13 protein-coding genes are annotated in these 16079 nt (G+C 62.9%); 11 read left to right on the forward strand and 2 right to left on the reverse strand.

Features of this window, described 5'->3' with window-relative positions; all coding sequences use genetic code 11:
- Positions 1-142 precede the first annotated feature (142 nt).
- Positions 143-406: a YdeI/OmpD-associated family protein gene (locus V4T21_RS11495; protein ID WP_332716740.1), complete on the forward strand. Its 264-nt coding sequence runs from the start codon at positions 143-145 to the stop codon at positions 404-406.
- Positions 407-475: 69 nt separating this feature from the next.
- Here the strand turns inward: V4T21_RS11495 and V4T21_RS11500 are convergent, their stop codons facing one another.
- Positions 476-1579: a TRAP transporter substrate-binding protein gene (locus V4T21_RS11500; RefSeq protein ID WP_332716742.1), complete on the reverse strand. Its 1104-nt coding sequence runs from the start codon at positions 1577-1579 to the stop codon at positions 476-478.
- A 259-nt stretch (positions 1580-1838) separates the two neighbouring features.
- Between V4T21_RS11500 and mctS the strand changes: the two genes are divergently transcribed.
- From mctS to V4T21_RS11550, 10 genes are all read left to right on the forward strand, one after another.
- Positions 1839-3215: a two-component system sensor histidine kinase MctS gene (mctS, locus tag V4T21_RS11505; protein ID WP_332716744.1), complete on the forward strand. Its 1377-nt coding sequence runs from the start codon at positions 1839-1841 to the stop codon at positions 3213-3215.
- Entirely contained in the window at positions 3212-3853 is a 642-nt protein-coding gene (mctR, locus tag V4T21_RS11510; protein WP_332716746.1) for a two-component system response regulator MctR, read from the forward strand. The genes mctS and mctR overlap by 4 nt, the downstream gene beginning before the upstream one ends.
- Before the next feature lie 113 nt (positions 3854-3966).
- Positions 3967-4560: a nutrient deprivation-induced protein gene (locus V4T21_RS11515; RefSeq protein ID WP_332716748.1), complete on the forward strand. Its 594-nt coding sequence runs from the start codon at positions 3967-3969 to the stop codon at positions 4558-4560.
- Positions 4557-4985 (forward strand): phage holin family protein, encoded by a 429-nt coding sequence (locus V4T21_RS11520; RefSeq protein ID WP_332716750.1) that lies wholly within the window; start codon positions 4557-4559, stop codon positions 4983-4985. Before V4T21_RS11515 ends, V4T21_RS11520 begins: the two co-directional genes overlap by 4 nt.
- On the forward strand, positions 4985-6022 hold the full coding sequence (locus V4T21_RS11525) for a DUF3618 domain-containing protein (RefSeq protein WP_332716752.1): 1038 nt from the start codon (positions 4985-4987) through the stop codon (positions 6020-6022). The genes V4T21_RS11520 and V4T21_RS11525 overlap by 1 nt, the downstream gene beginning before the upstream one ends.
- A 188-nt stretch (positions 6023-6210) precedes the next feature.
- A complete protein-coding gene (locus tag V4T21_RS11530) occupies positions 6211-7326 on the forward strand; it encodes a microcin C ABC transporter permease YejB (protein ID WP_332716754.1) in 1116 nt (371 codons plus the stop codon).
- A gap of 4 nt (positions 7327-7330) precedes the next feature.
- Positions 7331-8425 carry an ABC transporter permease gene (locus tag V4T21_RS11535; protein WP_332716757.1) on the forward strand — a complete coding sequence of 365 codons (1095 nt, stop codon included), beginning with the start codon at positions 7331-7333 and terminating at the stop codon, positions 8423-8425.
- 4 nt (positions 8426-8429) lie between these two features.
- Positions 8430-10052, forward strand: a complete 1623-nt coding sequence (locus V4T21_RS11540; RefSeq protein WP_332716759.1) for an ABC transporter ATP-binding protein — start codon at positions 8430-8432, stop codon at positions 10050-10052.
- A gap of 98 nt (positions 10053-10150) precedes the next feature.
- Entirely contained in the window at positions 10151-12001 is a 1851-nt protein-coding gene (locus V4T21_RS11545; protein ID WP_332716760.1) for an extracellular solute-binding protein, read from the forward strand.
- Positions 12002-12011: 10 nt separating this feature from the next.
- Positions 12012-13277 (forward strand): NAD(P)/FAD-dependent oxidoreductase, encoded by a 1266-nt coding sequence (locus tag V4T21_RS11550; protein ID WP_332716761.1) that lies wholly within the window; start codon positions 12012-12014, stop codon positions 13275-13277.
- Positions 13278-13864: 587 nt separating this feature from the next.
- Here V4T21_RS11550 and V4T21_RS11555 read toward each other — a convergent pair.
- Entirely contained in the window at positions 13865-16018 is a 2154-nt protein-coding gene (locus tag V4T21_RS11555) for a putative bifunctional diguanylate cyclase/phosphodiesterase (RefSeq protein ID WP_332716763.1), read from the reverse strand.
- Positions 16019-16079: the final 61 nt, after the last annotated feature.

Genomic DNA, 16079 nt, shown 5'->3' on the forward strand with positions numbered 1-16079 from the left:
GGCCCTCTTCTTTTTTTGCGGCGCCAACCGGGATCGCGGTATCCTAATACCATGTATCCTCCTGCCATGCCCTGTCCTGGATGGCTGGCAGACTTTTCCTGTCGAGGGGCGCCGCCCCGTTTGCACGATGAAAGGAAACCCGATGAGCCCTGCATTACGGCCTCTTCGCAAGCGCGAGCCCATGCCCGATTTCGTGCGCGAGGCACTCGATGTTCGCGGCTTGTGGGCTGCCTATCAGGCGCGCCCGCCCTATCAGCGAAACGACTATCTGCTTTGGATCAACAAGGTGAAGCGCCAGGAGACCAAGGTCAGGCACCTGGCTCAGATGCTCGACGAGCTGGAGGCAGGCGACGTCTATATGGGCATGAGATGGAATGGAGCGCGGGGGCCAGCGGGGGAAAGCTGAGCGCCGGCGCTGGCCGGATGAAAAAAAGGCCCGGTCGAAACCGGGCCTTTCGTGCTTGAGTGGCTTGGATCAGTCGAAGGTGACGTATTGCTCGCGGGCGCGCAGGAAGAGCGAGTCCGTGCCGTCAGTCTTCTGGCGCGTGATGTTGAGGGCGGCGATGAAGCTCTCGGTGACGCGCTTGGTGAGGTCGTCGCTTCCCTCGCGGATCTCGGCGATCAGCTCCATGGACGCCTCGGCGCCGGCCTGGAGGATTTCCTCGGGGAACTGCTGGACCACCACGCCGTGATCGTTGACGAGCGTCTGGAGGGCGCGCGGATCGTTGGCGGCAAAGTCGGAGGCGACTTCGTCATATTCGGCCTGGCAGACGAAGCGGACGATGTCCTGCAGGTCCTGGGGCAGTTCCTGGTATTTGGCCTTGTCGACCACGAGTTCGGTGGCCAGACCCGGCTCGACGAAGCTCGGGAAATAGTAGTTCTTGGCGATCTGGTAGAAGCCGAGCGCCAGATCGTTATAGGGGCCGACGAATTCGGCGGCATCCAGCGTACCGTTCTGAAGCGCGGCGAAGATGTCGCCGGCGGCAAGGTTGGTGACCGATGCGCCCAGACGTTCCCACACCTGCCCGCCAAGGCCGGGGCTACGGAAGCGCAGGCCCTGGATGTCGGAGACGCCTGTCAATTCGTTGCGGAACCAGCCGCCCGCCTGGGTGCCGGTATCGCCCGAAAGGAAGCCCTGAAGGCCGAACTGGTCGTAGATTTCGTCCCAGAGCTCCTGCCCGCCCATGTGACGGACCCAGGCGGCGAGCTCGCGGTTGGTCATGCCGTAGGGCACGCCGGTGTAGAACGAGAGGCCCATGGACTTGTTCTGCCAGTAATAGGCAGCGCCGTGGCTCATTTCGGCCGAACCGTCGATGACGGCATCGAGGGCCTGCAGGCCGGGGACCATTTCGCCGGCGGCATAGACCTGAACCGAAAGCCGTCCGCCCGAGGCGGCGGTGATGCGGTCGGCAAGGCGCTGGGCGCCGACACCCAGGCCGGGGAAATTCTTGGGCCAGGTGGTGACCATCCGCCAGGTGATATTGCCCTGCGAAATGGCCGGGGCGGCCAGGGTGGCGGTCGCCGCCGCTGCACCCGCAGTCGCCGCGCCGGCCTTCTTGAAGAAGTCGCGTCTTTTCATCAATTCCTCCCAATGGCGCCGCTTGGCGCCAGATCGAAAATAGCTGCCGCGCTTCGTGAGCCGCCATTTTCATGCGCATTGCGAAGCGCGGAACAAAACAGACTGCATTTGCAGGTTTGCGTCGAGACGCAGGCTTTGCAATGGCGCCGCTTTGTTGCAAATAACTACCCAGTATTACGCAGGAACCGATGGCAACCGGCCCGTGATCCGCTACCATCGGGGCCGGCCATGGAGGTGGCCGCGAGGAGGACATATCGCCATGCAGTTGAGGCACCAGATTCTGGCGCTCGCCATCGTTCCGCTGATCCTGGCGATCATGGCGATCACATGGCTCGTCACCTGGCAATCGACCAGCCTGGCGCGGGCGAGCATCGACACCTTCGAACGCAACATGCTGCAGGCCAAGCAGGACGAACTGCTCAACCTCACCAATCTCGCCCTCTCGGCGATCGACGGCATCTATTCCAATGCCGGGCCCGACGACGAGGAGGCCAAGGAACAGGTGAGGACCATCCTCAACGCGCTCGACTATGGCGAGGACGGCTATTTCTTCGTCTATGACTATGACGGGATCAACGTGGTCCATCCGCGCCAGACATATCGGCCCGGACAGAACTGGCTGGATTTGCGCGACCCCAATGGCGACAGGGTGATCTACAACCTCGTGGAAAAGGCCAAGGAGGGTGGCGGCCTGCACCAATATCTCTGGGAGAAGCCCTCGGCGGGGACCATGGCCGAGAAGGTCTCGTTCGCCGTGGGCCTCGACAAATGGGAATGGATGCTGGGCACCGGGGTCTATCTGGACGATGTTTACGCCCAGACCGCCGCCGCCCATGCGGATTTGCGCAACACGATCAATTCGACCTTCCTCACCGTGGTGCTGATCGCGGTTCCGGCCGTGCTGCTGGTTTTCGCATGGCTGATGGGGCTGAACCTGCATGAGCGGCGGATGGCCGACCACAAGCTCAAGGAACTGACCCAGAGGATCATCGACACGCAGGAGGAGGAACGGGCGCGGATCGCGCGCGAACTTCACGACGGCATTTCGCAAATCCTGATCGGGGTGCGCTACGCCATCGATCTGGCCCGACGCAAGGTCGAGAGCGGCGCAGAGGGGGCGCCGGACGCCATCGGCAAGGGTGCCGATGCGCTCAATGGCGCGATCAAGGAGGTCAGGCGGCTTTCGCACGACCTGCGTCCCGGTGCGCTGGACGATCTGGGCCTGTCGGCGGCGCTGGAGGCGCTGACCCATAATTTTGCCGAGCGCACCGGCATCAAGGTGTCAGTCGAAGCCGTCGCGTTCAAGAACATGCTGCTGCCCGAGGCGCGGACGGCGCTCTATCGGGTGGCGCAGGAAGCGCTCAACAATATCGAGCGGCACGCCGCCGCCACCGAAGTTTCGATAGAACTGTCGAGCCCCCACGGGCGCGTGCAGATGGTGATATCGGACAATGGCAAGGGCTTTTCTGCCGACAACGACCGCAGGGGCGGACTGGGGCTGCGCAACATGCAGGAACGCATGGCCCATTTTGGAGGGAATATGCTGGTGGAAACTTCGCCCAGTGGAACGATGCTGCGCGCCATGCTGCCCAAATCAGTGTTCATGCGTCAGCCCAGCCTGGCCGAGGTGGCATGAACATGGCCGACCCGATCAAGGTGCTTCTTGTCGACAATCATCCGCTGGTGCTCGACGGGCTCAAGGCCATTCTCGAAACCTACGACCACATAAACGTTGTGGGAGCGGCGCCCTCGGCGCGCACGGCGCTGGAGATCGCGACGCGGACCGAGCCCGACGTGGTGCTGATGGATATCAACATGCCCGAACTCAACGGGTTGGACGCCATCGAGCTGTTCAAGGAACAAACGCCGGCCACTCGGCTATTGATGCTCTCGATGCACGACAGCCGCGAGTATATCTCGACATCGGTGATGTACGGGGCGTCGGGATATATCCTCAAGGACGTTTCGACCGAGGAAATCATCGAGGCCATCGAGACGGTGGCGGCGGGAGGGACGTTCTTTTCGACGGGCGTTTCGGACGTGCTGCTGGAGCGCAATGCGCGGGCGCAGAAGACCCGGGCGCTCACGACGCGCGAGCAGGCGATCCTGCTGCTGATCGCGGCGGGGAAATCGAACAAGGACGTGGCGGCGACGCTCGATATCTCGGCGCGGACTGTGGAAACGCACCGCAAGAACATCAAGAAAAAGCTCGGCATCGCGACGACGGCGGGGCTGACGCGATACGCCATCGAGAACGGGCTGATCGGCAATTAAGGCGGGTTTATTACACCTGACATCTTCCCAAGAGGGCCCAGGAACGTTTTGGAACGCTCCGGGCCGCAGTGAATTAGCCCCTCGTCACCGAAGCAACACACGGGAGATCGAGGATGGCCAACCCATCAGCCCCCAATGGCGAGGGTTCCGTGACCGAAACGGCACGCAGTGATGCCGAGACGATCAAGGACAACGCCCGCGAAGATTTCAACGAGATCAAGAACCGGGCGCGTGAGGATTTAGACGCCGTCAAGCGCGAGGCCAAAGCCGAATTCGATCATGCCCGGCGCGAAGCGGGCAGCTATGCCGAAGGCCAAAAGAATTATGCCGCCGACCAGCTTTCGGGCATAGCGGCGGTGTTCGAGCGCGTCGGCAACGAGATGCGCTCGGGCGAACAATCCTGGGCCGGCCAATATGCCGGCGACATCGCCCACCGCATGGAAGACGCAGCCGACAGGGCGCGCAACAGCAGCGTGGGCGAAATCGTCGGCGATGTGGAAAATTTCGGACGGCAGCGGCCCGGCGCATTTCTGGCCACGGCGGCCCTGCTCGGATTTGCCGCGAGCCGCTTCCTGAGTGCGTCCGCCAGCCGGCGGCGTCCGTCGCGATATGCCAATCGCGGTCACGACGACGACCGCTATTACGGCGACGGGAACGTCCACGGCCCTGCCCGTCCCTATGGCTCGAACACTGGAGAAGACTCATGAGCGCCGCCGGAGAACCTTATGGCGACAACCGTTCGCTCGCCGGAATGGTGAAGGGATTGGTGTCCGACGTGACGACCCTTTTCCGTCAGGAAATCGAGCTGGCCAAGACCGAGGCCGGTGAGCGGGTGGAAAGCGCGGTGCATGGCGGGCAAATGCTGGTCATCGGCGCAATCCTGGCCATCGGTGCGCTGGGCGTGCTGCTGGCCGCCATCGTCGTTTTGGGAACCGCCTGGCTGGTCAGCATCGGCATGGAGCCGATGACCGCCAATGTCATTTCGGCGGTGGTCGTCGCTTTGGTGGTCGGCCTTATCGGCTGGATCATGATTTCGGCGGGCATCAAGCGGCTCAAGACCTCCAATTTCAAGCTGGAGCGGACCGCCCATTCGCTTTCTGAAGATGCCAATGTCGTCAAGGAGAGGCTCTAATGGCTCACCATCACAAGACATCCGATGAGATCGAACGCGAGATCGAGGCGCGGCGCGCCCGGATCGAAGAGCGGGTGGACCAGATTTCGGCCCGTCTTTCGCCCGGCCAGCTTCTCGATGAGGCATTGCGCTATACGCGCGAAGGACCGGGCGCGGAATTCACGCGCAACCTGGGCCGCAGCGTCGTGCAGAACCCCCTGCCCGTGACGCTGATGGGCGCGAGCTTGGCCTGGCTTGCCGTTCAGTCCAACCTGCCCCGGCGCGAGCCCGAATATGGCAATGGCTATGATGCCGATGCGATGTATGGGCACTATGAGGTGGACGAGGACGATTATCCCGTTGCTACCGTAAAGGGCCGCACGCTGCAGCGTGTCGGGATTGTCGATAGCGACGAGGGTCGGCACAGCGAATTCACCGACGATGCCGGGCGCAAGTTCAAGGCACTGACCAATGAAGCGGGCCATCGGGCCGGACATTTCATCGACGAATCCGGCCGCATGTTTCGCGGATTTATCGACGAAACCGGACATCGGGTCAGCGATTTCCGCGACGAGGCGGGAAACCGCATCCACCAAACCGGCGGCTGGGCGTCTCACGCCTGGCGCAAGGCTGGCGAGAACGCGTCGCGGCTGGGCGAACGTGTGCGCCACGGAGCCGACCGGATGGGCGAGCAAGCCCAGCACGCAGGCGACAGGCTGCGCCGGCAGGGTGGCAATGCGGCCCATATGGCCGACGACTTCATCCACGACCAGCCGCTGATCAGCGGTGCGATTGCCTTTGCCATCGGTGCCCTGTTCGGCGGCGCCCTGCCCCATACGCGGCAGGAAGACGAGATGTTCGGCGATGCGGCGGATTCGGTCAAAGACCGTGCGGCACAAGAAGCCGAGCACCTTTACGAGCGTGGAAAAGAGGAAGCGGGCCATCTGCACGATCAGGCGCGCGAAGCCGCCGGCCATGCGTATGGAGAAGCCAAGGAGGCGGTGCGCGAAGCGGCGGACACTGCCCGTTCGGAAGCCGACAAGATCACGCACCATTGAAGAGCTCGGCAGCGGGCGGCATTTTGATACTGCCCGCCAACAAGGCCGCGGGCGCGGGGCGGATGCTCCTACGCCCTGCCCCGCGAGCCTGTCGATCCCATCCAATAAATAGCCAACAAATCCCTTGCCGTTTGCGGCAAAGCCGCCATGCTGTGCGCATCTGACTCGCGCAACGTGCCGGAGCCTTGATGGCGGCTTATATCCTGCGACGCCTTCTGTTGATGATCCCGACGGTTTTCGGGATCATGGTGGTGTCGTTCGTCGTCATCCAGTTTGCGCCCGGCGGGCCTGTCGAGCAGGCGATCGCGAATTATTCGGGGATGGAGAGCAGTTCGCTCTCGCGGGTGACGGGCTCGACGCAGGGGGATTTCGCCGGCCAGGGCGTTGCCGATGCCGCAGATAGCGGGGGCCAGCCGCAATCGGCTTATCGCGGGGCGCGCGGACTTTCACCGGCGTTCATCGCCCAGCTCGAAGAGCAATACGGGTTCGACAAGCCACCGCTCGAGCGGTTCGGTTCGATGATCTGGGATTTCCTGCGGTTCGATTTCGGGCAATCGTATTATCGCGACATATCGGTGATCGACCTCATCGTTGAAAAGATGCCGGTTTCGATCTCGCTGGGGCTGTGGATGATGCTGATTTCATACGGCATTTCCATTCCGCTGGGGATCGCCAAGGCGGTGCGCGACGGGTCGAAGTTCGATGTCTGGACGTCGGGCGTGGTGATCGTTGGCTACGCCATTCCCGGCTTTCTGTTCGCGATCCTCTTGATCGTGTTGTTCGCGGGCGGGAGCTTCTGGTCGATCTTTCCGCTGCGCGGGCTGACCTCGGCCAATTTCGCTTCGATGCCGTGGTATCAGCAAATCCTCGACTACGCCTGGCATCTGGCGCTGCCGATCGCCGCCATGGCGATCGGGGCGTTCGCGACCTCGACGCTGCTGGTCAAGAATTCGTTCCTCGACGAAATCCGCAAGCAATACGTGACGACGGCGCGGGCCAAGGGGCTGACCGAGAACCGGGTGCTCTACGGGCATGTGTTCCGCAACGCCATGCTGATCGTGATCGCCGGATTTCCCGGCGCGTTCATCGGGGCGTTTTTCGGCGGCTCGCTGCTTATCGAGACGATATTTTCGCTCGACGGGCTGGGGCTGCTGGGCTTCCAGTCGGTGCTGACGCGCGATTATCCGGTGATCTTTGCCACGCTCTATATCTTCTCGCTGGTGGGGCTGGTGCTGGGGCTGATTTCCGACCTCACCTATATGTGGATCGATCCCCGGATCGATTTCGAGACGCGGGAGGTCTAGGCGAATGGCGCTCACCGCGATCAACCGGCGCAGGCTGGCCAATTTCCGCCGCAACAGGCGGGGCTATGTCGCGTTCTGGATTTTCATGGTGCTGTTCGTCCTGACGTTCTTTGCCGAGGCGATCACCAACGACCGGCCGCTGCTGGCTTTCTACAAGGGCGAATTGTTGGTGCCGGCGGTGGTGGATTATCCCGAGACCAAGTTCGGCGGTTTCCTCGCGGTGACGCAATATCGCTCGTCGTTCATCCAGAACGAGATCGAAGCGAACGGGTGGATCGTGTGGCCGCTGTTCCGATTCTCGCACCAGACCGTCGATACGCTGTTGCCCGGCCCGGCACCGACCCCGCCAAGCTGGCTGATGAGCGCTGAACAGAACTGCGCGCGCTATCCCCAAGGGGTGGACGATCCCGGTTGTACGCTGGCCAATATGCATATCCTTGGGACCGACGATCAGGGGCGGGACGTGTTCGCGCGGCTCGTTTACGGGTTCCGGATTTCGGTGCTGTTCGGGCTGACGCTGACCATACTCTCCTCGGTGGTGGGCGTGGTGGCCGGCGCGGTGCAGGGCTATTTCGGCGGATGGACAGATCTGCTGTTCCAGCGCTTCATCGAGATATGGACCTCGATCCCCACGCTTTATCTGCTGCTGATCATATCGAGCATTCTCGCGCCCAGTTTCTGGGTGCTGCTGACGATATTGCTGCTGTTTTCCTGGGTGGCGCTGGTGGGGGTGGTGCGCGCCGAATTCCTGCGCGGGCGGAATTTCGAATATGTGAACGCGGCGCGGGCGCTGGGCGTGGGGAACTGGACGATCATGTTCCGGCACCTTTTGCCCAACGCCATGGTGGCCACCATCACCTTCATGCCGTTCATCCTCGGCGGCTCGATCACGACGCTGACCTCGCTCGATTTTCTGGGCTTCGGGATGCCGCCGGGCTCGCCCTCGCTGGGGGAATTGCTGGCGCAAGGCAAGAACAACCTTCAGGCGCCCTGGCTGGGGCTTACCGGGTTTGCGGTGATTTCGGTGATGCTGAGCCTGCTGGTGTTTGCCGGCGAAGCGGTGCGCGACGCGTTCGATCCGCGCAAGACGTTCGGGTGAGGCGATGAGCGAACATTTGCTTTCCGTCAGCAATCTCGACGTCGTCTTCCGGGTGGAGGACCGGCAGGTCGAAGCGGTGCGCGGTGTGAGCTTCGATATCGCGCCGGGCGAGACGCTGGCGCTGGTAGGGGAGTCCGGATCGGGGAAGTCGGTGACGGCGCTTTCGGTGCTCAAACTCCTGCCCTATCCGGCGGCATCGCATCCGAAGGGGCAAATCCTGTTCAAGGGACAGGATTTGCTGAAAGCCGATGACAAGACGCTGCGCAAGGTGCGCGGCAATGCCATATCGATGATCTTTCAGGAGCCGATGACTTCGCTCAACCCGCTGCACACGATCGAAAAGCAGGTGAGCGAGGTGGTTTCGGTGCATCTGGGGCTGGGGCGTTCGGCGGCGCGCAAGCGGGTGCTCGAATTGCTCGATGCTGTGGGCATTCCCGATCCGGCGTCGCGGTTGGCGGCGTTTCCGCATCAGCTCTCGGGCGGGCAGCGGCAAAGGGTGATGATCGCCATGGCGCTGGCCTGCGAGCCGGACCTTCTGATCGCCGATGAGCCGACCACGGCGCTGGACGTCACCGTGCAGGCGCAAATCCTCGACCTGCTCAAGGATGTGCAGCGCCGGATGGGAATGGCGATGCTGTTCATCACTCATGATCTGGGGATCGTGCGGCGGATGGCCGACCGGGTGCATGTGATGCGCAATGGGGAGATCGTGGAGCGGGCGGAAACCGCCGAGCTTTTCGACAATCCTCAGCATCCCTATACGCGGCAATTGCTGTCGAGCGAGTTGTCCGAGCCACCGCCGCCGCCGGTGGCGGACGCCAAGTCGATCGTGGAGGTGGACGACCTGCGGGTCTGGTTTCCGATCAAGCGGGGGCTGTTCAAGCGAACTGTGGGGCATTTCAAGGCTGTGGACGGCGTCGCTCTCGTGGTGCGTGAAGGGCAGACGCTGGGCGTGGTCGGGGAATCGGGATCGGGCAAGACCAGCCTGGGGCTGGCGATTTTGCGGCTGATTTCCTCTCGGGGGCGCATCGTGTTCCTGGGTGAGGACATACAGGACAAGCGATCGCGCGCCATGCGGGCCTATCGGGGCGACATGCAGGTGGTGTTCCAGGACCCATATGGATCGCTCTCCCCGCGCATGAGCGTCGGCGACATCATCGCCGAGGGACTGAAGGTGCATTTTCCGCGCGTTTCGGCGGCGGAACGCGAGGAGCGCGTGAAGGCCGTGCTCGCCGAGGTGGGGCTGGATGCGGAGATGGTGAACCGCTATCCGCATGAATTTTCGGGCGGGCAGCGCCAGCGGATCGCCATCGCCCGCGCGCTGGTGCTCGAACCCAAATTCGTGATCCTGGACGAGCCCACATCGGCGCTGGACATGAGCGTGCAGGCCCAGATCGTCAAGCTGTTGCGCGATCTGCAGGCGCGGCGCGGGCTGACCTATGTGTTCATTTCCCACAACCTCAAGGTGGTGCGGGCCATCGCCAATGAGGTGGCGGTGATGCACAATGGGAAAATCGTGGAGCGCGGGCCGACGGAAACGGTGTTCGCCAACCCGCGCGAGGACTATACGCGGGCCCTGCTCGCAGCGGCGCTGGATGAAACTTCTCTCCCGGGCGCCAAAAGTTAGACGTTCATCTGGCCGCGCCCGCAAAAGTGGTTTCCACTTCTGCTGAAAGCGCTTTAGGATCAACGCATTCGGCATCGTCTTGGTAGGATGGACGGCAAATGAAAACGCTCAGCATCACCCTGGCCATCGCAGTGGCAATGGCCGCCGGAACGCCGGTTTTTTCCCAGGAAGACGAATGGCACCATGCCGTGGCGCTCGATGCCGAGCCGAAATATCCGGCCGGGTTCGAAATGTTCGACTACGTCAATCCCGACGCGCCCAAGGGCGGGCTGGTGCGGATGCCCGCGTTCGGGGGGTTCGACACCTTCAACCCGGTGTTGCCGTTGGGCGAAGCGGGCGGCGGCCTTGGGCTGGTCTATGAGACGCTGATGACGCCGAGCGGTGACGAAAGCTCGGTCAGCTACGGGCTGCTGGCGGAAGCCGTGCAATATCCCGAAGATTTTTCCTCGGTGACGTTCAGGATGAACCCCGACGCGCGCTGGGCGGATGGCGAGCCGGTGACCGCCGAGGACGTATTGTGGAGTTTCGAAACGGTGATGGAGCTATCGCCGATCGCCTCGGAATATTATGCGCCGGTCGAATCCGCCGAGGTCATCGGCGAGGGCGAGATACGCTTCACCTTTTCGGAAACCGGAAACCGGGAACTGCCCTATATCATGGGGCAGCTCATGGTTTTGCCCCAGCACTGGTGGGAGGGCGAAAACGCCGATGGCGAGGCCCGCGACATCGGCGCCTCGACGCTTGAACTGCCGATGGGTTCGGGGCCCTATGAACTCACCGGTTTCGATGCCGGACGCAGCATCAGCTACACCCGCAACCCCGATTACTGGGGCGCCGATGAGCCGGTGAGGATCGGCACCAACAATTTCGATGAATACCGGCTCGAATATTTCCGCGATTTGACCGTGGCGTTCGAGGCGTTCAAGGCCGATGAGTTCGACTGGTGGGCCGAGAACATGGCGCGGCGCTGGGCGACGGCATACGACTTTCCCGCCGTGCGCGATGGCCGCGTGGTGCGCGAGGAGTTCGAGGAGCCTTATCGCGGGCGCGGCCTGATGGTGGGGTTCATCATGAATTTGCGGGACGAGAAGTTCGAAAATCCGCTGGTGCGGCAAGCGATCAATTACGCCTTTGACTTCGAAGAACTCAACCGCACGATATTTTACGAACAGTACAGCCGCATAGATTCATTCTTCTACGGCACGGAATTGGCGGCGCCGGATGGCCCGCCACAGGGGCTTGAGCTGGAGATCCTCGAAGAGGTCCGCGATCTGGTGCCGGCTTCGGTGTTCGAGGGCGAATATACCAATCCGGTGGGCGGCAGCGAGGAGGCCCTGCGGGCCAATCTACAGGAAGCGCTGAGGCTGTTCGGCGAGGCGGGATATACGCTCAACGGCACGCAACTGGTCGATGCCAATGGGCAGCAATTCGGCTTCGAAATCATGCTCGACGGGCCGACGATCGAGCCGGTCGCCCTGCATCTGGCGCAGAATCTCAACCGGATCGGGGCCAATGTGACGGTGCGCGGCGTGGACTCGGTGCAGTTCGTCAACCGGCTGCGCAGCTTCGATTATGACGTGGTCTATCAAGGCTGGGCGCAATCGCTCTCGCCGGGCAATGAGCAGCGCTCTTTCTGGGGCAGTTCCTCGGTCGAGGAAGAGGGATCGCGCAATTATGCCGGTATTTCCGATCCCGGCATCGACGCGCTGATAACCAAAATCGTCATGGCTCCCGATCGCGAGACGCTGGTAGCCGCGACCCGGGCGTTGGATCGGGTGCTGCTGGCCAACGCCATCATCGTGCCCTCCTACACGCGGTCGGCCTATCCGGCGGCGCGGTGGAACCGGTTCAGCCATCCAGAAACGCTGCCGGAGTTTGAAATCGGTTTCCCCACGAACTGGTGGTGGGACGAAGAAAAGGCCGCGGCGACGGGCGGCAATTCGCGGTAGGGGATTTAAAATGGCGCAAGACGTTCTGGTTATCGGTGCCGGCATAGTCGGCATTTCGACGGCGATCCATCTGCTGCGGCGCGGGCGGAGCGTGCTGCTGATCGACAAGAACCAGCCGGGCCGGGAAACCTCGTTCGGCAATGCGGGCATCATCCAGCGCGAGGGAGTGCGGCCGCACGCGTTTCCGCGCGATCTGGCGACGCTGATGCAGGTGGGGCTGCATCTGTCGACGGCAGCCCGCTACGATCCGCTGGCCCTGCCCCGCTTCGCACCCGCCCTGTTGCGCTATTGGTGGGAATCCTCGCCCAACCATTATGCCCATGTGGTCAAAAGCTATGCGCCGCTGATCGGGCGGTCGATCGAGGAACACGCCGATCTGATCGCCGCCTCGGGGGCCGAGGACCTGATCGTCAAGAAGGGCTGGTTCCTGATTTTTCGGACCGAGCACGCGCTCAAGGACGAAGCGGCCAAGGCCAAGACCGATCTGGAGCTTTACGGGGTCAATCACCGCGTTGTGGACGGCGCCGAATTCGCGCAAATCGAACCCGACCTGACCGAAAAACTGGCCGGCGCCATTCACTGGACCGATCCCTGGACGGTGCGCAATCCCGGCGCGCTGGTCGGCAAGTATTTCGAGCTTTTCAAATCCATGGGCGGGCAGTTCCTGGCCGGGGAAGCCAAGGGGCTGGAACAGGATGGCGACGGCTGGTCGACCTCGGTGAGCGGCACCCGCCACAAGGCGCGCGAGGCGGTGGTCACCCTGGGGCCATGGGCGCCTGAAGCCCTCGATCCGCTGGGCTATCGCCTGCCGCTGTTCGTCAAGCGCGGCTATCACATGCATTATGGGGCGCAGGGGGATGCCAAGCTCAACAACTGGATGATCGATGCCGAGGTTGGTTATTGCCTGGCGCCTATGGAAAAGGGCATCCGGCTGACGACGGGCGCCGAGTTCGCGCTGCGCGACGCGGCGCCGACGCCCATCCAGCTCGGGCGGGCGGAACGGACGGCGCGGGCGCTGTTTCCGCTCGGCGAACGGCTCGATCCGCAGCCCTGGAAAGGGGCGCGCCCGTGCACGCCCGATATGATGCCGATCATCGGGCCGGCGCCGCGTCATCGCGGATTGTGGGTGGGGATCGGGCATGCCCATCACGGGTTCACGCTGGGGCCCGCCACCGGGCATTTGCTGGCGCAGGCGATGACCGGGGAACAGCCGGCGATCGATATCACGCCGTTTGCGATGGAGCGGTTCAAGGGGACGTATCCGGGGCGGGGGTAGGGGCGGAGGTTAAGCCTCTGGCCAAGGTGTGTGGGGAAGCTCAGCGCACCCCTCATCCGACCGCTTCGCGGCCACCTTCTCCCTCAAGGGGAGAAGGGGTGCTGGAGGGTGTGGAGGCGTTAGAAGTCGCCAAGGGATGAGGATGAGGGGTGCAGCGGTTTAACAATCACCGCAGCGGATGTTGAAGCTCGGCGCACCCCTCATCCGACCGCTTCGCGGCCACCTTCTCCCACCAGGGGAGAAGGGGCGCTGGGGGTGTGGAGGCGTTAGAAGTCGCCAAGGGATTGGGGGTGAGGGGTGCAGCGGTTTAACAATCACCGCAGCGAATGTTGAAGCTCGGCGCACCCCTCATCCGACCTTTCGCTTTTCAAGCGAAAGCCCACCTTCTCCCTCAAGGGGAGAAGGGTAGCCCTCGGCAGAGTTTGGGGAGAAGATCCGCGCTGCAACAGGAGCGCCCTTCTCCCCTTGAGGGAGAAGGTGCCCCGAAGGGGCGGATGAGGGGTGCGCTGAGGCAACGGCGCCCACCATCTTGGGGAGTATTATCCCCGCCCCTTCCCTCTCACGATGCTTGGCTTCGATCCGGATTTCTAGCCGTAACTGCGCCGTGTACCGATTGCAGGTTCGGGCGCGAGGCGGGTGATGAGTTCGAGGGCGTCTTTTTCCGGGAGGGGGCGGGAGAAGAGGAAGCCCTGGATTTCGTCGCAGCCGTGGGAGCGGACGGCGTCGAGTTGGGCTTCGGTTTCGACGCCCTCGGCGGTGGTGGACATGCCCAGGCTGCGGCCCAGAGCGATCACCGCCTTGATGATTTCGAAATTGGCATCCTGCGATCCGGCGTCCTCGATGAAGGTGCGGTCGATCTTGATCTTGTCGAACGGGAAGGCGCGCAGGTAGGACAGCGAGGAATAGCCGGTGCCGAAATCGTCCATCGAAATGCGGATGCCCATGCCGCGCAGGGTGTGGAGGATTTCCAGCGTCTGGTCGGAATCGCTCAGCAACACGGATTCGGTGATTTCAAGTTCCAGCCGGGACGGCGGCAGACTGGCGGCTTCGAGCGCGTTCCTGACGCTGTTGAGAAGGCGTCCGCTCTTGAACTGGACCGGGGAAAGATTGACTGCAACGCGGATGTCGGACGGCCAGGTGGCGGCGACGCGGCAGGCCTGCTGGAGCACCCATTCGCCAAGCTGTACGATGAAACCGATCTCTTCGGCGACGGGAATGAATTCGACAGGGGAGATCGGCCCCATCTCCGAATGTTCCCACCGCAGCAGGGCCTCCATGCAGGAGACCCGGTTGTTTTCGAGCTCCATGAGCGGCTGGAAGACCAGTTTGAACTCGTCGTTGATGAGACCGAGTTTCAGCCCGCTTTCGATGGCGCGGCGGTGCTGCATGGCCTCGTCCATGCCCTTTTCGAAGAACCGGTAGCTGCCCCGCCCATCGCTCTTGGCTCGATAGAGGGCCATGTCGGCGTTTTTCATGAGGGTTTCCCCGTCCCCGCCGTCTCCGGGGGCGACCGCGATGCCCACCGATGTGCCGATGATGACGCGATGGCCCTCGAGCTCCATGGGCTTGCCGATGGTTTCGATAAGGCGCTCGGCAAGAGCAGCCGCGTCGCTGGGGCTCTTGAGGGGGCCGGCGAGGATGGCGAATTCGTCGCCGCCCAGCCGGGCGGCACATTCGTGCTCGCGCTTGGCGTAGTTGACGCGCGCGGCGACCTCCTGGAGCAGCGCATCGCCGACGGCGTGGCCGAGCGTGTCGTTGATCACCTTGAAATGGTCGAGGTCGAAGCAGATCACGGCCATCATCTCCCCCCGACGGATGCGGGATTCGGCCATGGCCATTTCTTCGGCGAACAGCGTGCGGTTGGGCAGGTCGGTGAGCGCGTCGTGGCGGGCCAGATGGTGGATGCGCGCTTCGGAGCGGCGCTGCTCGGTGATATCCTGATGGGTCTCGACCCAGCCGCCATCCTCCATGGGCTGGTGGACGACCGAGATGATCTGGCCGTTTTCGAACTCGCAGATATCGACGTTTCGCTGGCCCTCGGAAATCGTCCGCACGCGGCGCTGCAGGAACGCCATCGGCCCTTCCTTGGGGCGCATGCCGTTTTCGAACCGGAAATCGAGAATATCGGTGAGGAGCGTGCCGGGGCTCTGAAGCTCGCCGGGCAGGCCGTAGAGCGAGGCGTAGTTGGCGTTGCAGATCACCAGCCGGTGGTCGGCGTCGATCATGCACAGGCCATGGGCCATGTTGTCGACCGCCGTCTCGAACCGCATGGCCTGCCGGGCCAGATCGGCGTCGCGCCGGGTCAGGGCCGTCAGGTGATCGCTGGCGTCGGTTATGTCTTCATGGGTCACAAGCCAGCCCACGCCCCGACGGCGGGTGTAGGTGCTGCGGATGTTGCGGTCGCGCAGGATCTGCTCGTACTGGCGGGGGCCTTCCTGCTGGCGCTGGAAGCGCCCGACCATGGCGTCTTGCAGCTCGTCGACGCTGTAGCCGAAATAATTGCCCGCCTCGATAACGGCATGGCAGCATTCGCGCAGGCTCATTCCCGCTTCGATGGCGTCGGGCGCCAGTCCGAAGGTTTCGGCATAGAGGGAATTGAAGACCTGCAAGGTGAGGTCTTCGCCCCATACGCACAGGCCGTAGGGCATCGCCTCGAGCGCAGCATCGACGGCATGCGCATTTGTCATTCCCTTGCCCAGCGGCATCACGGTCTCCGAACCCAAACGAGTGCGGCCGATCATGGGGCGGACCCCTAAAGCAAGGATGAACTTGTTCGCTCGCTTTGTGGTTTTCAGAGGAAAT

The sequence above is a fragment of the Pelagibacterium mangrovi genome, from assembly GCF_036662815.1.
Taxonomy (GTDB): domain Bacteria; phylum Pseudomonadota; class Alphaproteobacteria; order Rhizobiales; family Devosiaceae; genus Pelagibacterium; species Pelagibacterium mangrovi.